Consider the following 21,230-nt stretch of genomic DNA (forward strand, 5'->3'; position numbering starts at 1 on the left):
CTGCGAAGCGCATCACCCGCACTGGCCGAGAAAGCGCCGATGGCGGTGGGAGGGCTGACGGCCACACCGCTCCCCGCGCGCAGCCTCTCGACGGAAACCGCCGGCGTGCGCCAGTTTCGGACACCCTCACCCTGGCCAGCTGAGGAGGCAGCCAGACATCGTGTATTCGGGCGCGGAGTATGTGCCCGCGAGCTACACATGATCACGACCGTGCAACTGCGCATTTGGCGCGGTTGCACGGTTCGGTCGGCATGCGCCGTCAGTCCGAGCTGTTCTCCGGCACCGTCGCGACGATCGATCGTGCGTTCGTGAACCCGGCCGCAGAGATATTCCGCCACGGCACCGAGCGGCGCCATGCCCCAGGACAGGGCTCGGTGGCTAGTGCCTCGTCCAGCAAGGATGGGGACGTAACCGGGTCGGTTGATCCACCGTGCCCGGCGCTGGAGGCTGTGCGGTGGAGGCGGGGCATGCCGCGACAGCCCGAGGTGTCCGTTCGCGAGCTCGCACCGGACGAGGCGGAACGTCTGGTCAAGATCACCAGGACCGCGCGGGACCGAGTCCGGCTGCGCCGGGCCGGGATCGTGCTCGCCTCGCTGCAAGGTTGCAGCGCTGCGGAGGCGGCGGCAATGTTCGCGGCCAAGCCGCAGTACGCGCGGGAGGTGATCCACGCGTTCAACGAGAAGGGGTTCGCAGCTCTGGACCCGAAATGGAGCGGGGGCCGGCCTCGGAGGTTCGACCCCCACGTCCGTGAGGTGATCTGCCGGGTCGCTCGGACCCCACTGCAGCAGGCCGGACGCCCGTTCACCATCTGGAGTCTGACGAAACTGGTCGAGCACCTGCTCGAGCGGCACCGGATCGTGATCAGCACCGAGACCGTTCGCCAGATCCTGCGCGCGGCCGGAGTGCGCTGGCAGTCCACAAAGACCTGGAAGGCCAGCCGAGACCCGGAGCTCAGCGCGAAGATGACCCGGATCCTCGACCCCTACGACCGCTACGCTGCCGGGCACATCCCCGACGGTGGCCGGGTGATCTGTGTCGATGAGTTCGGGCCGTTGAACCTGCAGCCCCGCCCGGGCCGCGGATGGTTCCCGACCACGAGTCCATTACGGCTACGCGCGACCTACAACCGCTACGGCGGGGTGCGGCACATGATCGCCGGACTAGACCTGCGGGCCGGCTGTTCTACCGGCTGCGCGACCGCAAGCGCTGGCAGGAATTCCTCGCCTTCCTGTGCGGGCTCAGCAGCGCAAGCAAATGGCCTGCGAGGCGGAGCTGGCCCGGTGGTCGATGACGTTGCCGCAGTGGGGCATGCTGCGCTCGGTGGCGGCAAATCCCGATTCGTCGACCCATGCACTGGCCCGCCTGACGGGACAATCGGACCAGGCAGCGGGCGCGGTCGTGGCACGTCTGGAGCAACGCGACCTGCTGGAGCGCCGCAGCGGTCCGGGCAAGGCGATCCGACACCGCATCACGGGCGGGAGGCGGAATGTGCTGCGCACGTGCGACGAAGCGGTGGCAGGGGTCGTGCGGGCGACCCTGCGCGAGTTCGGCACGCGGGAGCTCAAGGAGCTGCGCGGCTTCCTGGAGCGCCTCGCGGACACCTGATCGTCCGCTGAGGTCGATTCGGCCAACGCGTCCCCGTCGGATCGCCGCCGACCCAAACCAGTTCTGCGCGCTTGCCTGGTTCGACCGGCTGTGGTCAGCGAGGCTGACAGCGTCGGGGCCCTGCGACGAGCCAGGCCGACGCGGGACTCTCCCTGCGCTATCCCGGGGCGAACAAGACCTCGTTCCCCACGGCGAGACCGTGTCCCCGCTCCTGCTTAGCCAGCAGGGCCAGCCGATCCGGTCGCCCGCAGCACTCGCGCTTCGAGATCGGGCTCCGACAGCCGGGACGGCTCGTCGAGCAGGTTGAAAACTCGCAGCAACGCGGCGGTGAGCACGACGTCGTCCGCCGCCGCCTCCCGGTACCGCTGGAGGTACTCTTCCATTTCGAGCATCTCCGCGCTCGGCTCACCCTCGACATGCGCGAACTGCAGATCGCCGGCGTTCGTCAGGTTCCATGGAATGGCGAGCAGTCTGGACGCGGCCGGGAAGAAGCGGCCACTGAGATCGTCATCCTGCTCGCGCAGCAGCTGGCCCAGCAGCACGGCTTCCAGCGCGGCAACGGTCATGCCCTGCCCATAGAGAGGGTTGAAGCTGCAGAGGGCATCGCCGACGACGAGGTAGCCCTCCGGGAACCGATCGAGCTGTTCGTAGTGCCTTCGGACGCTTTCCGGGAAGCGCATGACCACTGGTTCCGTCAGTGGCATCGCGTTACGGATGATCTCGGCGATGTCGTGGCCCCCGATGCTCTCGGCGAACTCGACCATCGCCTCGTCCCGGGCAGGCAGGTCCTCACCACCGCAGGTGCTGAGAGTGACCATGAAGCGATCAGCTGCCACAGCCGCGATGGTCGCGCTGCGGGTCTGCTCGGGATAGGGGGGGTAGACCGAGCTGACGTCCCCCGCGAGATGCTCGGGCTCACGGCGGTAAGACCGCGTCTGGTAAGCGAGCTGAATGCGGACCCGCTCCTCGAATGCTCGTTCATAGCCCAGCGCCTCGAGCCACGTCGCGCTACGAGTACCACGGCCGGAGGCATCGACCACCAAGTCCGCATCCAACGCGGACTCTGATTGCACATCCGTTCGGCTCCGGGCGCGCACCCCGGTGACCCGGCGCAGGTCAGGACCAGGCAGCAGATCCGTCACCTCGCAGCGCTCCACGATCGCCACCGTGGGCAGCTGCCCGACCCGAGAACGCACGGTGAACTCGAGCAGCGCCCGGCTCACCCCGATCCCGATCAGATCAGACTGCGCCTTCCGCAAGCGGTGACCGGCAAAACTCCAGTTGATCTGGTTCTGCACGTCGGCAGTCACCGCGCCCGCCCCGACCAGTTCGTCGCTCATTCCAGGAAAGAGCTCGTCGAACGCTTCACGACCCCGAGCGAGCAAAAAATGCAGCTGACGACTCTGCGGCACACCGCGCCGCGCGACCGGTTCCAGAGGTAGCTCGTCGCGGTCGATCACCGTGACACGCTCGAAACTCTCACTCAGTGCCCGCGCTGCACACAAACCCGCGATTGAGGCACCGATCACAATAGCGTGCCGACGTGGTAATCGCAATTCCAACCTCACATCCCGACACAATCGGACTTACCCGCGATAAGCCTTCAGATGCACATCTGAAGTCGGCTATGAGACGCGCGCCGCCAGGTTAGTTCGCGTCGCGTCAGAGGAGGGCAAGACATGTCGGTGTCGGTGATCACAGCGCTGGCGGGTACCGGCCGAGCCTGCTTACACCATCGGGACGACTGGTTGCATGGTGCCCGCCCGGCCACCTCGGTCGCGGCCAGGTACAGAGCACCCATCGGCGGTGAAATCGGCGGTCGATCCAAGGCCGCCCGGTGGGCAACTCGAAACCGAGCTGAAGAAGATCCGCCGTCACAAACTGATCATCATCGACGAGGTCGGCTACGGCTGATATCGGCTGCCGGTGCGACACCGCTGCCGTCGTGACGAGCAGCGGCCAGCCGCCACCACCGCGCCCTCGTCGGAGACGACCGCGAGCCAGCGGACGTCGACGACCTCGGCGGGAGAACCCTCACCGGTCAGCACGCCGTCGAGGACGGGCGAGCTTCTTTGTTGAGCAACCCGGACGCGACCAATCGATCACCCGCGCCACCTGCCCCGGGGTGATCGGCAGCACGGCCAGCTCCACACCCCGCGCGTTGGCCCGCAGTATCAGGTACGCCACCCACCAGGATCAGGCCTCACCCGTAGGCGCACCCGACGCGACCGTGGCCTCGATCAGGTCGAGCGCCCCGGCGTTGAGCAGGTGGTGCGACTGCTAGCGGCAGCGCCGTCTTCACCCCCGGTCATGCGGAATGGATCGTGGCTGTATGGCAGCACAGGACAGGAAGCGAAGAGGGTACCCACTCTGAGCTCATCGCCACCACCGCGAGGGCCTGCAGCACGCATCTAATCAGGCATCGATCAGGAAACAATCCGAGGACGGGTGCGGGACGGGCTCCCCCGGGTGAGGAAAGGAAAGAAATGGGCAGGTTCGACGACTTGGTGCCAGCAGTTCGCTATTCGCGCGGCGAGGATCGGCGCGATCGGCGGCGGGACCACCGCGAACCATTAGCACGATGGGAGGTCGAGCACCGCGAGCACCGCAGCCACGACAAGTGACGACGGGAACTGATCTCAGGTAGGCCCCGTAGTAGCGGCCCCGCCCCTTGTGGGACGGGGCCACTACTACGTCTGGGTCGTGATGAGGCAACGTAGGCCCGAAAGGGGCGCGCAGCAGCAAATGTCGACAACGATCGCCCGGCCGCCGGGACAGCATCGGATGTTCTCCCTCGGGAGAGCGATTGCGTCAACCGGTTCAGGGAAGGCCCCGCCAGCCGGGATCCGGGAGATCTTCGGCCGGTTCTGGCCGGAGACCAGGCCGTTCCGCGTCCGTTTGTGGATCAGCCTTGTGCTCGTCGGGGTCGGCCCGGTGTTGAGCACCGCGAGCATCTGGCTGTTCAGGATCTTGATCGACGACGTGCTGGCCCCGCACGACTTCCACCTGTTCCCGGTGATCGCCGCCGCCTACATCGGGGTCGCAGTGGTCGAGTGCATGGTGTCGAGCACCGATCAGTATCTGTCGACGTGGGTCGGTGAGCGGTTCATCCTGAACCTGCGCAACCGGCTGTTCATCCACCTGCACCAGCAGTCCTCGGGGTTCTTCGAACGCCACCAACTCGGCGACATCCTGTCCCGCCTGATCGGCGACACCGAAGCCATCGAAGAGCTGGTCCTGTCCGGGGTCGCCGAGGCCGTGACCTACACGTTCCGGCTGGTGCTGTTCACCGGGGCGCTGTTGTACCTGAGCTGGCAAATGGCCATCGCCGCGTTGATCGCCGCGCCCGGCTTCCTCGTGGCCACCCGCTTTTTCTCCACCCGCCTCAAGGACGCGTCCCGGGAGCAGCGCCGCCGGGCCGGGTCGACCACCACCGTGGCCGAGGAGAGCTTCAGCAACGCCGCCCTGATCCGGGCCTACGACCGCCAAGCCGCCGAAGCCGCGCGGTTCGGCGAGGAGGACCTCGGCGGCTTCCGCGCCCAGATGGTGGCCACCCGCCTGCAGGCCCTCTTCAGACCGTTGACCGAACTGCTCGAGGTGATCGCAGTCCTGTCCGTCATGGGCCTGGCGGTGTGGGAACTCGCCAACAGCCGAATCACCCTCGGCGGGCTGCTGGTCTTCATGGTCTACCTGACTCGGCTCTACGGCCCCATCCAGGGCTTCGGCCACCTGATCAATTCCCTCCATGCCGCCAGCGCCAACGCCGAACGCGTCATCGAACTCCTCGACCAACAACCCTCGGTCACCGAAGCGCACCACCCGCGACCCTTGCTGCGAGCACGCGGCACACTCCGCGTCCACGACCTCGGCTTCACATACCCCGACACCGCGCACCCCGCACTGTCCCAGGTCAGGTTCCGCGCCGAACCAGGCGAGAAGATCGCCGTGGTCGGCGCCAGCGGCGCAGGCAAGTCGACCCTTGCCGAGTTGCTGCTGCGCTTCTACGACCCCGACTCCGGTGCCATCACCCTGGACGGTGTCGACCTGCGCGAACTGTCACTGGCCGACCTGCGGCGAAACATGGCCGTGGTGCTGCAGGAGACGCTCGTCTTCGACGGCACGATCCGGGACAACATATTGTGGGGCAAGCCGGAAGCCCGGGAGCGCGAGGTGGTCGCCGCGGCGGTCGCCGCGGACGCCCACGAATTCATCCGCGCACTGCCGGACGGCTACGACACCCGGGTCGGGCAACGCGGACGCCTGCTCTCCGGCGGCCAACGCCAACGCGTGGCCATCGCCCGAGCCATGATCCGCGACGCCCCGGTGCTGCTTCTCGACGAACCCACCACCGGCCTCGACGCCGAATCGACCCAGCGCGTCCTCAGTCCCCTGCGCAGGCTCATGGCCGGACGCACCACGATCATCATCTCGCACAACCTGCTCACCGTCACCGATGCCGACCGCATCCTGTTCCTCGAGCACGGCCGCGTCACCGGCACCGGCAGCCACACCGAGCTCCTCGCCACCACCCCCGGCTACGCCCGGGTCTGCCAACTCCACCAACAGACGTTGACCCCGGCCTGACTGACGCCAGTCACGCGGCGGCCGTACGCGGCCACTCTGATCGACTCCGTCCACCTCCATCTCGCACGCTCCGCCGAGTTCATCGGCGCGGCGGCGGCATCGGGAGCCACCCCCGGGTCCCGTCGTGGGTCGCGTCGATGCTCTCGCTTCGGTCGGCCGCCGGGAGAAGATCACGATGTCCGGCACCCGCCTGTCGTCGTTGCTCGACCGGGTGGAGCGCACCCGCGACTTCTGGCTTGCTGACCATGCGGGCGGGCGGGGCCGCTGCCGGTGAGGTGGCGCGCCCTCTTAGGAACCTGATGACCGGTGGGAACGTCTTGTCCGGATCTCTGTCAGCGAATGTCTGGTGCACCCCGCTCACGCCTCGGCGGTGGCTGGTCGGAACGCCGACCGCAGCGATCGTGGAGGAGAGACCGTGACGTTCACGCTGGGAGTGGACATCGCCTGCCGGGCGCCGCACCAGGCCAGCCCGGCGGCGGCCGATGGCGGCATCGTCTGGAGCGGGCACCGCTTCCGCAATGAGATCGGCGATCTCGAGCGGTTGTGGGCCCGGTTGCCGGAGGCGGCGCGCACGATCGCAGTGACGGTGGTGATGGAACCGACCCGCAACGCCTGGGTCGCGCTGGCCGCGCGGTTCCGCCGCCACGGCGCGACGGTGGTGCTGGACCCGCCCGAACGCTCCGCTGACCTGCGCACCTACCACGCCAAGCACATCAAGTCCGACCGGCTGGACTCCGTGCTGCTGGCCCGGCTGCCCTTGCTGCATCCCGACGGGCGGCGACCTCTCGACGCGATACCCGCTGCCAAGCACGTTCGTGACGCCCGGGCGATTCACGGCCTGTTCCGTTCATCTCGTCGCATCCGCCTCCGTCGTGTCCGCAATTGACTTCTCGGAGGAGGCGATTGCCATCAGTTTTTGTCCTGTCCGTGTCATCGCCGGCGACACCCGCGGAAAGGGCCGTGCCGCAACCGCCATCGGAGCGCCGGGGCGAGGCGAGGCGAGGCGAGGCGAGACCATCAGCACGGACGAGGACACCGGCCCTTGGCAGCACACAGGAGCTTCCTGCCCGTCCTGCAGGGCGCAGGCGCTCGTAAAGCTCTAGCCCAGCTGAAGGCTATCGATTGCTGACTTCGCTCAAACCTTGTGCACCATCAGCTTCCCCAGCGACAAAATTGCATCCACAGGAGCGAGATGAATCATCCGACAAGTGCGGCAGTAAGGACTCCAAGGACGGTACTGCGGAACCGGGCATCGTGCACATAAACGCATCCATTCGCAACACGTTGCTTTCGACCTGCCGCCTGATAAACGTTGACGTAAGTGACCAAATTCGCCGGTTCCCACTACTTCGATAGGCTTGGTGGTGGAAAGCTGGCAGTGAATCCGGTCGATCATCGGGGGTGGATCGTTGACCACAACCAGAACTCGACAACCAGCACACCAGGCTGAGATTACGGGCGTCGATGTTGTGATTGTCGGTGCGGGTTCAGCTGGCGGGGTGCTCGCCGCGCGGTTGTCACAGGACCCCTCGCGATCGGTGCTACTGCTCGATGCTGGCACCGACTTCGGTCCCATCGGTGACAGCCAGCCCCCAGCCGTGGCCAATGCCTACGACACCTCGGCAAGAACGACCTATGGCTGGGGATACACGGGAACGGCGACCGCTCTCGGCCGGTCAGTGCCCGTGCACGCCGGACGGATCGTCGGTGGCAGCTCGGCGATCAACAGCGTCATGGCGCTGCGCGGGCACCGCAACGACTACGACGGATGGGTCGCTGCGGGCTGCTCCGGGTGGTCGTTCGACGACGTACTCCCGGCCTTCCGGCGTCTTGAGCACGACCAAGACTTCCACGACAACGCCCACGGCACCCGCGGTCCGGTCCCGATCCGCCGCTATCCGGAGCTGACCAATCCTCAGCAAGCGTTCCTCGACGCCTGCGAAGCGACCGGACACACACCGGTGCCCGACCACAACGCCCCTGGCGCGGTCGGCGCGGGCCGGCTGCCGGTCAACGAACTCGACGGACTGCGGGAATCAACCGCACTGACCTATCTCGCCCAGGCTCGAGACCGGCCGAACCTGACCATCCGCGGCGAGAGCGCCGTCGACCGAGTCCTGCTCAACAACAGCGACGCCACCGGGGTGAGCCTCGCCGACGGCAAACAGATCACCGCCGACACCGTGGTCCTGGCCGCCGGCGCTGTGGGCACACCGGCGATCTTGCTGCGCTCGGGCCTCGGACCCGCCCACGACCTCTCCGCCCTGTCCATCCCGATCGAAGCGGACCTGCCCGGCATCGGCACGAACCTGCAAGACCACCCCCTGCTACGCGTAGGATTCGTTGCCCGCGACCAGCCCCAACTCCCACCGCGCCAGACGTTGCTCACCGCGCACACTCAGCCCGGCCTCACTTCGCCCGACCTACAGATATTCCCCAGCGGACCCGTCGCGGGCAACGGCGGCGCCCCCCAGCTGGCCATGCTCGTAGCGCTACTGACGCCCCACTCACGCGGCACCGTGCGCCTGAGCGGACCCGAAGCCGACAGTCCACTCCGGATCGAGCCCAGCTACCTCTCCCACCCCGACGACCTGCCCAGGCTGGTCACCGCAGTACGGCTGGCGCGGACGCTCACCGCATCCGCCCCGCTGGCCGCGCACCTCGTCGAGGAAGACTGGTCAGGCGCCGGCATCACCGACGACACCGAGCTCAGTCACGCGGTGCGCGCAAACCTCATCCCGTACCACCACTACGTCGGCACCTGCCGGATGGGACCAGCTCACGACTCCGACGCCGTGGTCGACGCCACCGGCAGGGTCCACAGCACCACCAACCTGTGGGTCATCGACGCGTCGATCATGCCGACCATCCCCACCGCCAACACCAACCTGGCCACCCTCATGGTCGCAGAACACCTCGCCCAGACCATCTAGGTTGAACCGCCCCGGCGTTCCGGAGACCTACAGGGTTGAGCGACCGGCCAAGGTGAAGGCGGCCTGTTGACGGTAGTTGGCTGCCTCGAGAGATCGGCGGGCGCGATATCGCCACAGGCCTTAAACAGCTGTCGGTGGTTGACGCAGTCGACGTACTCCAGGGTGGCTATCTCGACCTGCTCGACCGTGCGCCACGGGCCGCGCGTTTGATCAGCTCGGTCTTGAACAGCCCGATCACGGATTCAGCCAGCGCGTTGTCGAACGCGTCGCCGACCTAACCGAGGGTCGATCCCGACCTCGGCGAGGCGTTCGGAGAACGCGATCGATGTGTACTGGGACCCGGCGTCGTTGTAGTGAATCAGCCCTGGCAGGTCCCCGATCCCGTCGCGTCGGCGCAACCAGACGGCCTGCTCCAGGGCGTCGTGAACCAGCGCGGTCTTCATTGAGCTGGCCGCATGCCAGCCCAATATCCGCCGCGAGTAGGCAAGGGAGAAGGCCGAGCAGCGGCTGACCGGCAGGCCGGATTCACATGTTCCGGCGCGTGTGCTGCAACGGCTGACCGGCGCTGCGGAGCAGCCAGGGCGTCAGCCGCTGGCGGTGAACTGGGCCATGCATTTCAGCCAGGGCGCGCTGATCAGGGTGCTGCGTAGCGTCATGGCGAACGTGGAGCTGCGAGGGCCGGTCGCGTCGGTGATGTTCACCGTGGTGCGTCTGACCAACGACCAGATCCTGGAGAACACCACCGGTGTCGGTGCGCCGCCCACGACCTGGCCGCGGCCGGAACTCGGGGTGGACCTGCTGCACAAGGCGTGTACGCGTTCGCCACCGGCGCGCTCGCTGGCGCACTCGTGGCGCGCTCCGGACCCGGGCCGGTGCAGCGTCACGCCGGGCTGGGTTCCGCCCGCGAGTCGAATGTCGGGCCGCTTCCTCGCAACGCCGCGGCAGCATGACGCCGGTCTGGTGCCGTTCAGCGCGGGAGCCGCAGTGTGCGCTATGCGACGCGTCACCAGCCGAATGGCCGCAGGGTAGGGCTGCGCCGACTGCACGGCACGGGCAGCTGGCAGCCGCGAGCGGGGACAAGCAGCGTCACTGGGTGAACGCCGGCCCCTGGAAGATCGAAGGCCTCGGGATCATCGCCGCGACCCTAATCGTCGGCATGGGCCGAGGCTGACCGGCGTCTGGCACCAGCCGGGGGAGTACGCAGATCTGGGCATCCCTCCGCGAGGAGCGGCAGGAATCACCACAAAAAGGGGCCAGGCTGCTCGTCTGTGGCCCGGCCCCTGCTCGTCACAACGGCGGCAAGGTCACCACCCGTGTTCAGATAACTCCTAGTGAATGCGTCTCACCTGGGACAATTCCGGAGCTAACGTTGGGGCGTGCAGACTCACGAGTTCTCGGGTGAGGAGTTGGGAGACGTCGCCAGTGAGTTCCTCTTATCGAGGATCGCCCGGACGCGTCCCGACTTCCGCGGGTGAATGACGTTCCAGGCGCTGGGGAGGACGTCACGCTCTCTCGGTCGCACTGGGGAGGGCCCTGCGGATATTCCGGACGGACAGGATTGCTGCGAGGGCGCCGGCAGATAACCTGATGCTCTTGTGTGTACAGATGGCTGGTGAGAGCAGCCACCATCAGCACGGCCGCTTCGCCCAGCGGGCGGCCGGCACAGGAGTGCTGAAAGAGACACGTAGCCCGTACGAGCGGGGCTCGTCGACCGAGACCCGGAGCCTGACCCTGCGTCTCCCACGCGAGCTGCTCCCGCTCCGTCCCGCCGAGATCACCGAAGGCTGTGCACGCAGCGCAGACCCCGCGGCGCCGGCCATGCAGATGCTGTCCGGCTACCTCGGTCGGCTGTTCGAGGTCGCCGGCGGCCTCACCTTGTCACAGCGGCTGGACGCCGGGCGGGCTGCGATCGATCTGCTCGCGATGGTGCTGCGGGACGTCACCCCCTTCGTGCCGTACAGGGACGGCCCCGAGGGCGTGTTGCTCGAGATGATGCGGGGTCACGTGCGCCAGCACCTGGCCGGCCCGGACCTGCGGGTCGAGGAGCTGGCACGGCGGATCTATGCGTCGGTCCGCCACGCGTACATCCTGTTCGAGCGGATCGGGACCGCGCCGGGTCTTTGGAGCAGCGGCTGCTCGCGGCAGATGCTGTCGGGTTCCGCGACCTCAGGACGTTCGAGCGGGCGTTCCGGCGGGGGTTGGGGGCCGCGTCGATGTTTGATCCCTGGCCCGAGGGGGGTGGGGCCGGGACGTGCACGCGTCCCGGCCCCCGCTCATCACGGCGGTACACCCGGTACAGCACGGTCAGACCGCCGCCACCTCACGCGGCGGGCTCGACGTCCAACACTGACCATCTCAGGCCCGCGGGGCCGGAGCACCTCGAGCTACCGCCATAGCACGGCCTCTTCGATCGCCCAGACCATGTGTGCAGCGCGGCACGCCGCGCCTCAATCGGAAGCCGGCGCCCGTTGGCCAACTCCGTGGCGGCGGCGAAGAGCACATGCCCAGTCACAGCCCAGATCGGCCGCGGGATCCCCGGAATGTTGCCAGCATTCTCGGCTGCGGCCTGCATGTCACGCGCCTGCGCGGGGCCCACCCTGCCGGATGAGAATCGGCGGGCCGTCGCCTTGGTCCGACGTCGTTGATGCTTGGTGCCGGCCACGCACTGGTCACGGGGCGTGTGATGCCGGGCATGCCAGCGGAGTCCGCGGTGGTCGGGGTGCCGGACGTGGTGATGGGCGAGAAGGTCGGCGCAGTGCTGGTGCCCGTGCCGGGCAGCACGCTGGACCCGCGCGCCGTGCTGGAGTACCTGGGGGAACGGCTGGCCGATTTCAAGATCCCGCAGTACGTCGTGGTTCGCGCGGAACCGCTGCCGCGCAACCCGGGAGGCAAGATCCTCAAACGGCAGCTGCGTGAGCACATCACATGGGGTGCCCTACTGCGCGGACGCTAGTGAGTCGCGCCGACCAGGTGCCGCAGGCGATGCGGAGTATCGGTGGCGAGCACGGGCGTGTAGATCACCAGGCGCAGATGCGGATGATCCGACGGCGCCAGACGGTGGTGCTCCAGATGAAGGTCGCCGACGACCGGGTGGCGGAAGAGCCGTTCCCGCGAGGCGAAACCCTCGATGTCATGGCTCTCCCAACCGGCGCGAAACGCCTCACTCGCCTTCAGGAGTCGCTGCACCAGACGGGAGAATGACAGATGGCCCAGCCGGGGTCCGGCCTCGGCCCGGAACTGGGCAAGGTGACGGCGACTCATGAACTCCCAGTCCGGCATCAACTCGCGCAGGTACGGATCAGTAAAGATCAACCACAGCAAATTCCGGTCTGCCGCCGGAACTCTCGCCAGGTCCCGGTACAAGGCCGTATAGGCCGCGTTCCAGCCGCACATCGCCCAGTCCGGGGCGATCACATAGGCCGGGAAACCGTCGAGTGACTCAAGCAACCGCTGCACGTGTGGTGGGGCCGCCCGAACGCCCGACTCGGGGACCGGCTGGGGGGCGGCGTATCCCGCCAGCGACAGGATGTAGCCGTGCTCGGCCGCCGACAGGCGCAGCGTACGGGCCAGCGCGTCCAGCACCTGCCGGGACGGCTTGATCTCGCGACCCTGCTCCAGCCACGTGTACCAGGTGACACTCACCCCGGAGAGATAGGAAACCTCCTCACGGCGCACCCCGGAAACGCACCTCCCCAGGACCGGGGGCAGACCCAGCTCCCCGCGCACCAGTTGCCGACGCCGCGCCCTGAGAAACGCACCCAGCTCCTGACTACGAAACCCGCTCTGTGACGAGATCATGCTCGACGACGCGCGACAAGCACCTCGGCGAGCCGTCGGCGGTAGGCCGCGGAGACGTGCGTGTCCGAACCTGGTTCGATCTCGCAGGCGCAGGGAAACAGTTCGTGCACGGGTGCCCGATGCGGGCGATGATGGTTGAAGTGCGCTGCTGCTGGGCCGGGGTCTCCATCTCCGGATCGCGCGGGAACGGCAGGTCGACCCGCCACGTCCTCGCGGATGACCGCCGGCCCGGTGCTCATCTGCAGGATCCGGTCGGAGAGATAGAGCGCCTCGTCCAGGTGTTGCGTGACCAGCACGGCCGTCTGTTGCTGCTCGCTGACCAGCCCGCGCAACTCCTTGCGCAGCAGCTGGACGTACTGGGCGTCGATCGAGGCGAACGGCTCGTTGAAGAGGAGGACCCGCGGTTCGACTCCAGCGCCCGTGCCAGTCCCGCGCGCTGCTTCATGCCGCCCGAGATCTGGTAGGGGAACTTGCGCTCGGTGCCGCGCAGCCCGACCAGTTCCACGTAGCGCTGGGCGGCGACCCGCCGCTCGGCTTTGGGCATGGCACGACGCTGGGCCACTCCGGTCTCGTCCATGGCGGCGACCGCTGGCCCGTCGTCGGCATGGGCTGCGGCGCTGCGAGGGGGCCCGCCCGGTCGCTCTCGGTGAGCCCGAACCCGTTGCCCAACCTGGTGAGGCATCTGCACGAGACAGCGTTTCGATGATTTCGATCTGTCGGCAGATGTCAGGCTCGGGCCCGCTCCATGCGGCGGGCATGGACATTCGGAATACGCCGGTGGCCACGAGTGCGTCGGCAACTGGCGTGGTCAGGCGGCGAGCGGCTTCCACTTCGGCAGCGTGCTCCCGCAGCAGCGGTCGGATCCTGTCTGCGTTGGCGAGGATGGCGCCACCATCCAACGCCGACCCACTATCAGCCTTCATCAGCGCGAATCCCAATTCTGTCGAATGCCGTCTTCGGTAACCTTGCCACGGCCCGCTAGCGCCTCCATCGAAGACGGATGCTCACGCTATCGTAGTGTCCTTGACGGATTCGCCTAAGCGGCACCGGCGAGGTAGGGCGTCAATCCGGGCAGGGACGCTCAAGCTCGCATCCGTGCGGCTTCGCACTGATCCGACACCAAGGTGGCCAGCATGTGCGGATCCCCTTGAGTTTCGGAATCCGCGATCACGGGCGTCGACTCCTTCCGAGGAACCGTCGGGTCATCTCAGTTGACCGCGCGCAACCCTCGACGGGGCGGCGTTTCCTGCACAGCGTGGAGGCATTTCCTGCTTTAGGGTTGAGGGAGCGGGTTAGTGGCAGTGCTCACGGCGCCAGCGGCCCGGCGTCATCCCGTGCTGCCGCCGGAACGCCCGCTCGAACGTCCTGCGCCGGGTGACGTCACCCCCGGGTGTGGCGTCCGGCTCGGAGACTGCTGCCTGCTGCGCTTCCCCCAGGGCGCCACCACTAGGAGCTGTTTAGGAAGTCGCGCGTGTGGTCAGTGCCACGCGTGTCGGTGCCCGGACATGGGTGAGGTCTCCGATAGGTGATCAACGACCAAGAAGATCATCCGCCCGGAGAGCTCGTTGAGCAGCCCATCGATCGGAGCACGTAAGGACCTGACAGACCGGCAGTGGCGGATCCTGGAACCGCTGCTCCGGGCTCCGGCAGGCAGCGGGCGGCCCCGGAAGTGGAGCCGCCGCACGCTGATCGACGGGATCCGGTGGCGCACCCGGACCCGGATCGAGATGGACACGGCCCCAGCAGCCGGCGTCATCCCGAACTGGCGCCAGAACGCCCGTTCGAACGTCCTGAGTTCGAGGGGCGCGCTGCTCCTGGTGGGGCACGCCGAGCACGGCGTCGGTCACGCTGGGCACGAGTCGGCGACGGTGTCGTCGGCGTCACCCGATGGCCATGCCGACGGAGGTGGGAGGCAGCATTGAACAAGGCGTTGACTTCTTTCAGGTCCCGGATTTACGTTCCAGGCCTTTGATCCGCTGCCGTTCGGTCGAGGTAGCCCCAGGAGCCTGCTGGGCATCGACCTGCGCCTGCACCGGCCACTAACGCAGCGACTCGACACCCACGCCCCCACCTTCGGTGCGATCGCCTGGCAGGCCGCGTAGGCCGACCGGTACTCCTCGAGATGGTCGAGCGCCATCTTCACGGCCCGAGCCCGCGGCTCGAGCAGGTAGCGATTGGACAAGATCCGCATCCTCCTCAAGAAAGGAAGCGGCATCAAACCGCGGCGGTTCCGGGGGAACACATCGGCCGGATAGCCGTTTCCGCGCTGAGGTTGCACGCCGCCCCGCCTTCCTGACGGCCGGAGCTCCCCCGACTGGTCGGAGAACTCTCCCTCCGCGACGACGGCTTCCGTGTCTGGTGGTCCAGACATCTCGTCACCTCCGCCGGCCACGCAACCAAGCATTACCGCCACGCCGAGGTCGGCGACCTCACCCTCGACTGCGACACCTGGACCAGTCCCGACGACCCTGCCCAGCGACTAGTGATCCTCTCCGCCGAGCCGGGTACGACCTCCCACGACGCCCTCCAGATCCTGACCTCGTGGACCGCTCCATCGACACCGGCTCGGCGCGCCTGACGCGATGAGCAGGACAATTGATTCCGCACCGCACCGCACCGCACCTGCTCCCAGCTCCGGACAGTCCCCCACCGCGCAGAGCCCACTCGGTCAACTTGCGTGTCGAGTTGCTGATGGCGCCAGGACTGACGCAGTTCTCATCGGAGCCAGCCAGGCAAATGCAGGTCTGCCCCTCGGCCAAGACCTGGGGCTGGGGCTGGGCTGGGGCTGGGGAAGTAGCGCCGGAGCATCAATCCGCAGTGGTGAGGTAGCCATTGATCAGCGCGGTCAGGATGTTCGTGAGTCTTGGAGCAACATCGACAACGGCATGGGTCAACTCTGGGTCGCTTTCGTAGAAACGGCGCAGGCCGGTACCGATGGCCGCCATCTGCCACAGCGCTCCGGCAAGGGCGGTCGCAGTCGCTACGGCGTTGCGGGCCGATGCGGGACTGAGGCTGAGTAGATCGCTAAGTGTCAAGGCAACGGCTGCGGATGCGTCAATCGCCGCAAGTTTGAAGGTCCGGACTGATGGGAAAGAGACGTTTCTCTCGAGATTCAGCGGTGCATGCGCGAGGAGATCGCAAAAGAGCGGACGAGCAACGAGCGTACCGGCCAACACCTGCGCCGTCGCGGCCACGTCGAGGCCTTGTCTGCCATCTTGTCTTAGCGCGAGAGCGCGGAGTTGCTCCTGTGCGATCCCCGACCACTCTTGGTACCCCTCAGCCGCGAGGCGCAGGAAGATCTCTTCGCGCGTCTCGAAATAGCGCAGCATCGTCGACTTGTGCATCCCAACGCCAGCGGCGATGTCGGTGAGAGTCACGGTCCGTACGCCGCGCTCGAGGGCCAGGCGAGCGGCGGCGTCCAGGATCGCTCGCTCGCGGATGTTCTTCGCCTCGGCGGTGCGGGCGCGTTCGAACTCGAGGGTCATGCCAACGATGGTACCGCAACACAGTTGTACTAATAGCGCAACTGTGTTGTACTAACGGCATGACTACACAAACGTGGTTCATCACCGGTTCCTCTCGAGGCTTCGGCCGCTCGCTGACCACCGCCGCCCTCGAGGCTGGCGACCAGGTCGTCGCCACCGCTCGCAGGCCCGAGCAACTCACCGCGCTTGTCGAGGAGTACGGCGACCGCATCCTGCCGGTCGCCCTCGACGTGACCGATGCCGCCGCCGCGACGGCCGCGCTGCAGGCGGGCGTCGAGCGCTTCGGTCGCATCGACATCGTCGTGAACAACGCCGGCTACGCGAATATCTCGCCGGTCGAGACCGCGCCCGAGGACGACTTCCGCCGCCAGTTCGAGACGAACTTCTGGGGCGTTTACAACGTATCCAGGGCGGCGCTCCCGATTCTCCGTACGCAGAGCGGCGGGCTCATCATTCAGTTCTCCTCGATCGGCGGCCGTGTCGGCGGCAATCCGGGACTTGGCTCCTACCAGGCTGCCAAGTTCGGCATCGACGGCCTCACGCGCGTCCTCGCGGCCGAGACGGCGCCCTTCGGCGTCCGCTATCTCGTTGTCGAGCCTGGCGGCTTCGCCACCGACTGGGCGGGCGCCTCAATGGAGATCCCGGACGTCGCGGCTGAGTATCAGAGCACGGTCGGCGCATTCGCCGCCACGATCCGCACTACCAACGCCGCTGGTGACCCCGACCGCGCTGCCGGGATCCTCGTCCGCATCGCCAAGAGCGACTGCATCCCCACCCACCTGCCGCTCGGGGCCTACGCGGTGCGATCGGCGCTTGACTACTCGCAGATGCAGATCACCGAGGTCATCACCTGGCAGGCAGTCTCGACGTCCGCTGACCTCGGCGCGGAGTACCCGCTCAACCTGCCGAGGGCCAAGTAGAGCCGAGAGAGCACCAACATGACCCAGTTCGAGAACAAGGGTCGCCCTCGTCACCGACGCGGGCACCGGCTTGGGCCGCTCCACCGCGGTCCTACTCGCACAGCGCGGCGCCGCCGTCACGACCGTCGGCCGCCGGGAGAACAGGCTCCACGAAGTCGCCGCCGAGATCACCCCGAACGGCGCGCGCGTATTCACTGTCCGCCCCGACGTCAGCATAAGCGACTCTCGAGGAAACGCTGTCCGCACTCCTGACGTCGGGCTCGGCCTTCGCCAGCCCGCGCTGCTGTTCGTGCAGAAGCAGCAGCTTGCGCCAGAGTGCACGCGAGTCGGGGCCAATATTCGAGCAACGGGCACTGATCTGGGCGCCTGTCGGCGGCTAACAGATTGCTACTCGTCTAAGTCGTTCCAGGCCGGGCCGACCCAGGCCCGCCAGCTCGAAGCTCTCGGCTACAAATCACCTTTAAGGGTCCAAGCGCACCGGTTACGTGAGCACGTCGCCGTAGAGCTCATGCATGCGCAGCTTGTAGAGCATCTTGGCCGCTTCCTCTTCGCCGGCGTCTGCTCGCGGTCAACACGTCGATGTCACCCTGCTTCACGAGTAGGCGGACGTGTGCCTCTGTGGCATCCTCGTCGCCTGCATCTGCCCGCGCGGTCAGCGCATCGATGTCACCCCGCATCTGTAGTAGCTTATTCACCCCATTCTTGAGAAGGTGTCGCCAGCGGCGGTGCACGCGGTCAGCGCGTCGATGTCGACGCGGTCGACAAACATGTCGACGAGCCTGACCTTAGCGTTCGTTTCACCTCTATTGGCACGCTCCGTCAGCGCGTCAACCTCACCACCTCGTAGAGCAGATAGGCGAACCCGTGTTGTATCCAAGGTAATGGCTGCCGCCGGCAGTAGGAGTGAGCCCAGCGACGTCGCCTTTCGAGGCCATGCGACGAACGCGCCTGTCCTCGCGCAGCCGCCGCCGCTCACTCAGCCCTTGCCGCTCCTGCTGTTTTGCGCAGCCACCAACGCCAAGGCGACATATCGCAAATCTGACGATTAGGATATATATCGTAACGACTAGGAAATGAACATTCATGACTACTCAGCGCGGGCCAGTTCACGGCGATCATGGCGCCTGCATCTGAACACCGGTGGCGCCTTGCCGGCATGTCGCCGAGCCGACCACTGACCTGCAGGTGACCGACGAGTAGGCGCGTGACGTCGCGGCCCGCTGGGCCGCCCTCGTGGCCAGTTCGCCGACGAGGGCGGCCGCCTTCGATCTCGGGATGACGTCGGCGAGGCGGGAGGACCCGTGGCTGTGCGTCTCCGGGGTGATGTACAACGCGACCGCCCGGCCGGACCTCGAACTCCCCGCGGCGCTGCTCGAGGGCGTCCTTGGAGAGCCTGGTGTGTCGGTCGTCGAGGAGGAGGCGCTCGAGGTGGGTCGGTAGCCGAGCCGCCCGGCCGCCTCGTGCGACCGGTGATCCCACCAGTGGTCACGGCGGCCGAGGTCGCGGGCGTGACGGCGCAGCGGGCTCAGACGGCACGGGCTGACATGGCCGAGGCGCCGACACCCCGCATCTGTATTCACACTGAGGGTGGCCCGTTTGCTCGGAGACCGGCGATCATGGTCGAAGGGCAGTGAAGGGGGTCTCTGTGGCAGCGCGCGGGGTTGACCGTGGCGAAGATCCTGGCCGAGACCGCAGGAGTCGGACTCAGCGGCCGCGTTCGCGATGCACGCCGGGACCGCGCCGATCCCGGTCTGGACCGGCAACCGCGCCCGGTTCCGCCTCAACCGCGGCGGCAACCGACACTCAACGCCGCCCTGCACCGCATCACGGTCACCCACCTCCGGATCCACCCACCCGCCCAGGCACTCGTCCAACGACGCATCGCCGCCGACAACACGAAGACCGCAGCCCTACGGGCACTACGACGCCACCTCGCCGACGTGGTCTACCACCGGCTCCTCCAAGCAAGCATCGGGAGCCTGATCCCTTGCCACCAGGACGCCGCTTGACACAGGAGATTCACGATTCCGCCGAAGCGTTTGCGCTCGCCCCGAAACAGGTTGATGCTCCGGGTGGAGACCCATCGGGGGTCGCGGTGGCGTTGCCGAACGTCGGCCGGGCCCTGGCCATAGACGCACGCGAAGTGGGCACGCGGCGACTGCGCAAGATCAACAGCTGTCACGCCGCCTGGTACTCAACGCCCGTGTAGCCCGGCGGCGTAGTTATGCGCCTGGCGCCAGCCGCTCGGCGTCAACCCGTTCTGCCGCTTGAACGCCCGCTCGAACGTACTGAGGTCGCGGAACCCGACAGCATCCGCGATGTCAGACATCCTGCGCCAGCCGTGCCTCGGGTCGGACAACATGGCCTGTGCCGCGAGCAGCCGCTGCTCGCGAAGGTACGCGCCCGGGGTGGTCCCGATCCGCTCGAACAGGGTGTACGCGTGGCGGACCGACACATGGTGCCGCCGTGCCAGCTCCTCGACCCGCAGCTCTGGGTCGGCCAGGTGCTCGCGGACGTGCGTCCGCATCATCTCGAGCAACACCCACTCCGGGCCGTCCCCGCCCGGTACCGAAGGGGTGGCGTCCCGCAGCGCCATTGCCAGCAGATCGATCGAGGCTCGCGCGGCGTCCACCCGTTGCGCCACAGTGAGGCCGTCGGCGACCTCGAACAGCCGACGCAGGTAGCCGGATAGCATCTGCATGGCCGGCGCCGCCATGTCCACGCTGCGCGCACACGCCTCCGTGATCTCCGCGGTGCGCAGCGGGAGAAGCTCGCGGGAGAACAGCAAGGACAGGCAGCGAGCCTCGGTCGACGACGCCCGCTCGTAGCGGCTACGCGCCTCGGCCAGCACGCCGGTACCGGCCGTCAGCTCGACGCAGCGGTCGTGCTGGCGAACGCGGCCCCGGCCGGCCAGATGTAGGCAGAAGAGCATCAGTTCGTCCGCCGACGCCCTCGCTGCCATCCGGTCGGTCCGGAGCGCCGACACCTGACCCCAATGCGTCTGAGAGAGTGTCAGGGTCTCGCCAAGCTCGTGCAATGCCACCCGTCCGCTGAACTCGGGACGCGTCCGGACGATCACCGGGATAAAGGACTCACGGGCGACGTGTTCCAACTCCGCACCGGAGTACTCGAGGATCTGCACGACCCCGAGACTACGTACCTGACGGTCCGGCAAGTGAGGGAGTGCTGCCGGTCTGTCGACTTACGCAGCGTCCGGCGCAGCCGCCGAGGCGGGACTTAGACGTCATTTCAGAAGTGCTGGATCCGGTCCTGCCGTGTCGGCGGGGCTGGCAGCATCGGTGCATGCCCGCGCCTCGTGTGACTGCGAAGACGAAGATCTTCGAGATCGAGATCGTGTTGGAGGAGGTCGAGCCGCAGGTTCGGCGCCGTGTGCAGCTTCCGGGCGAGGTGAGCCTCGCGGTCCTGCACGGGGTGGTGGAGGCAGTGATGGGCTGGACGAACTCCCATCTGCACGAGTTCGAGATCGACGGGCGCCGCTACGGGATGCCGGACCCGGACGGTGGCGATCAGAACGTCACTGACGAGGCCAAAGCCAAGCTGTTCGGCCTGGTCAGCCAAGGGGACCGGTTCAGCTACGTGTACGACTTCGGCGACAACTGGGCCCACCAGCTCACGGTGGAGAACATCGTGTCTGCGGAACCGGGTGTGCGCTACCCGTGCTGTGTCGCAGGCCAGGGGGCGTGTCCGCCGGAGGACGTCGGAGGCCCAGGGGGCTACGAGGAGTTCCAGGCCGTGCTCGCCGACCCGTCGCACCCCGAACACGATGAGCGCCTCGAGTGGCTGGGTGGCCCGTTCGACCCACACCGCTTCGACCCCGACCAGGCCGACCGCGCTCTGGAGTGGCTGGCCTGGCGGCCCCTGACCTCCGTTTCCTAGAGCGCCAC

18 protein-coding genes and 4 pseudogenes are annotated in these 21,230 nt (G+C 67.3%); 16 read left to right on the forward strand and 6 right to left on the reverse strand.

What is annotated here, in order from left to right:
* Window positions 1-626: 626 nt before the first annotated feature.
* Both AC5L35_RS33765 and AC5L35_RS33770 read left to right on the forward strand, forming a co-directional pair.
* Window positions 627-1,127: pseudogene (locus AC5L35_RS33765) on the forward strand (helix-turn-helix domain-containing protein); the annotation flags it as partial.
* Between the two features lie 160 nt (window positions 1,128-1,287).
* Window positions 1,288-1,605, forward strand: coding sequence for a MarR family winged helix-turn-helix transcriptional regulator (locus AC5L35_RS33770; protein WP_495063809.1), 318 nt, complete (start codon window positions 1,288-1,290; stop codon window positions 1,603-1,605).
* A 215-nt stretch (window positions 1,606-1,820) separates the two neighbouring features.
* Here the strand turns inward: AC5L35_RS33770 and AC5L35_RS33775 are convergent, their stop codons facing one another.
* The gene (locus AC5L35_RS33775; RefSeq protein ID WP_495063810.1) at window positions 1,821-3,065 is read right to left on the reverse strand and encodes an NAD(P)/FAD-dependent oxidoreductase; all 1,245 of its coding nucleotides are present in this window, start codon (window positions 3,063-3,065) and stop codon (window positions 1,821-1,823) included.
* Between the two features lie 1,324 nt (window positions 3,066-4,389).
* Between AC5L35_RS33775 and AC5L35_RS33780 the strand changes: the two genes are divergently transcribed.
* From AC5L35_RS33780 to AC5L35_RS33795, 4 genes are all read left to right on the forward strand, one after another.
* Window positions 4,390-6,189, forward strand: a complete 1,800-nt coding sequence (locus AC5L35_RS33780) for an ABC transporter ATP-binding protein (RefSeq protein ID WP_495063873.1) — start codon at window positions 4,390-4,392, stop codon at window positions 6,187-6,189.
* A gap of 124 nt (window positions 6,190-6,313) precedes the next feature.
* Window positions 6,314-6,463: a hypothetical protein gene (locus AC5L35_RS33785; protein ID WP_495063811.1), complete on the forward strand. Its 150-nt coding sequence runs from the start codon at window positions 6,314-6,316 to the stop codon at window positions 6,461-6,463.
* A 141-nt stretch (window positions 6,464-6,604) separates the two neighbouring features.
* A complete protein-coding gene (locus tag AC5L35_RS33790) occupies window positions 6,605-7,075 on the forward strand; it encodes an IS110 family transposase (protein WP_495063812.1) in 471 nt (156 codons plus the stop codon).
* A gap of 583 nt (window positions 7,076-7,658) precedes the next feature.
* Window positions 7,659-9,122, forward strand: a complete 1,464-nt coding sequence (locus AC5L35_RS33795) for a GMC family oxidoreductase (RefSeq protein ID WP_495063813.1) — start codon at window positions 7,659-7,661, stop codon at window positions 9,120-9,122.
* Between the two features lie 242 nt (window positions 9,123-9,364).
* Here the strand turns inward: AC5L35_RS33795 and AC5L35_RS33800 are convergent, their stop codons facing one another.
* Window positions 9,365-9,589, reverse strand: coding sequence for a DDE-type integrase/transposase/recombinase (locus AC5L35_RS33800; protein ID WP_495063814.1), 225 nt, complete (start codon window positions 9,587-9,589; stop codon window positions 9,365-9,367).
* Window positions 9,590-9,665: 76 nt separating this feature from the next.
* Between AC5L35_RS33800 and AC5L35_RS33805 the strand changes: the two genes are divergently transcribed.
* The 3 genes and pseudogenes from AC5L35_RS33805 to AC5L35_RS33815 all read left to right on the forward strand — a co-directional run bounded on the left by AC5L35_RS33805 (window position 9,666) and on the right by AC5L35_RS33815 (window position 12,075).
* Entirely contained in the window at window positions 9,666-10,151 is a 486-nt protein-coding gene (locus tag AC5L35_RS33805) for a hypothetical protein (RefSeq protein WP_495063815.1), read from the forward strand.
* A gap of 528 nt (window positions 10,152-10,679) precedes the next feature.
* Window positions 10,680-11,042, forward strand: a pseudogene (locus AC5L35_RS33810) (AraC-like ligand-binding domain-containing protein); the annotation flags it as partial.
* A 772-nt stretch (window positions 11,043-11,814) separates the two neighbouring features.
* Entirely contained in the window at window positions 11,815-12,075 is a 261-nt protein-coding gene (locus tag AC5L35_RS33815; protein WP_495063816.1) for an AMP-binding enzyme, read from the forward strand.
* Here AC5L35_RS33815 and AC5L35_RS33820 read toward each other — a convergent pair.
* Window positions 12,072-12,920 (reverse strand): helix-turn-helix transcriptional regulator, encoded by an 849-nt coding sequence (locus tag AC5L35_RS33820; protein WP_495063817.1) that lies wholly within the window; start codon window positions 12,918-12,920, stop codon window positions 12,072-12,074. The genes AC5L35_RS33815 and AC5L35_RS33820 overlap by 4 nt on opposite strands.
* Window positions 12,917-13,252, reverse strand: a complete 336-nt coding sequence (locus tag AC5L35_RS33825; protein WP_495063818.1) for a hypothetical protein — start codon at window positions 13,250-13,252, stop codon at window positions 12,917-12,919. Before AC5L35_RS33825 ends, AC5L35_RS33820 begins: the two co-directional genes overlap by 4 nt.
* A gap of 1,233 nt (window positions 13,253-14,485) precedes the next feature.
* Here AC5L35_RS33825 and AC5L35_RS33830 point away from each other — a divergent pair.
* Window positions 14,486-14,842, forward strand: coding sequence for a transposase (locus tag AC5L35_RS33830; protein WP_495063819.1), 357 nt, complete (start codon window positions 14,486-14,488; stop codon window positions 14,840-14,842).
* 389 nt (window positions 14,843-15,231) lie between these two features.
* Window positions 15,232-15,498, forward strand: a pseudogene (locus AC5L35_RS33835) (MmyB family transcriptional regulator); the annotation flags it as partial.
* A 229-nt stretch (window positions 15,499-15,727) separates the two neighbouring features.
* Here the strand turns inward: AC5L35_RS33835 and AC5L35_RS33840 are convergent.
* Window positions 15,728-16,405, reverse strand: a complete 678-nt coding sequence (locus AC5L35_RS33840; RefSeq protein WP_495063820.1) for a TetR/AcrR family transcriptional regulator — start codon at window positions 16,403-16,405, stop codon at window positions 15,728-15,730.
* 59 nt (window positions 16,406-16,464) lie between these two features.
* On the opposite strand from AC5L35_RS33840, the gene AC5L35_RS33845 reads away from it, so the two are divergent.
* The 4 genes and pseudogenes from AC5L35_RS33845 to AC5L35_RS33860 all read left to right on the forward strand — a co-directional run bounded on the left by AC5L35_RS33845 (window position 16,465) and on the right by AC5L35_RS33860 (window position 19,334).
* Window positions 16,465-17,325, forward strand: coding sequence for an SDR family NAD(P)-dependent oxidoreductase (locus AC5L35_RS33845; RefSeq protein WP_495063821.1), 861 nt, complete (start codon window positions 16,465-16,467; stop codon window positions 17,323-17,325).
* Window positions 17,326-17,374: 49 nt separating this feature from the next.
* Window positions 17,375-18,031: pseudogene (locus tag AC5L35_RS33850) on the forward strand (SDR family NAD(P)-dependent oxidoreductase); the annotation flags it as partial.
* 569 nt (window positions 18,032-18,600) lie between these two features.
* Window positions 18,601-18,765: a hypothetical protein gene (locus AC5L35_RS33855; protein ID WP_495063822.1), complete on the forward strand. Its 165-nt coding sequence runs from the start codon at window positions 18,601-18,603 to the stop codon at window positions 18,763-18,765.
* Window positions 18,766-18,992: 227 nt separating this feature from the next.
* The gene (locus AC5L35_RS33860) at window positions 18,993-19,334 is read left to right on the forward strand and encodes a hypothetical protein (RefSeq protein ID WP_495063823.1); all 342 of its coding nucleotides are present in this window, start codon (window positions 18,993-18,995) and stop codon (window positions 19,332-19,334) included.
* A gap of 185 nt (window positions 19,335-19,519) precedes the next feature.
* Here the strand turns inward: AC5L35_RS33860 and AC5L35_RS33865 are convergent, their stop codons facing one another.
* Entirely contained in the window at window positions 19,520-20,437 is a 918-nt protein-coding gene (locus AC5L35_RS33865) for a helix-turn-helix domain-containing protein (protein WP_495063824.1), read from the reverse strand.
* Window positions 20,438-20,628: 191 nt separating this feature from the next.
* Between AC5L35_RS33865 and AC5L35_RS33870 the strand changes: the two genes are divergently transcribed.
* On the forward strand, window positions 20,629-21,222 hold the full coding sequence (locus AC5L35_RS33870) for a plasmid pRiA4b ORF-3 family protein (RefSeq protein ID WP_495063825.1): 594 nt from the start codon (window positions 20,629-20,631) through the stop codon (window positions 21,220-21,222).
* Window positions 21,223-21,230 lie beyond the last annotated feature (8 nt).

This window comes from Pseudonocardia sp. OZ21 (assembly GCF_059359135.1).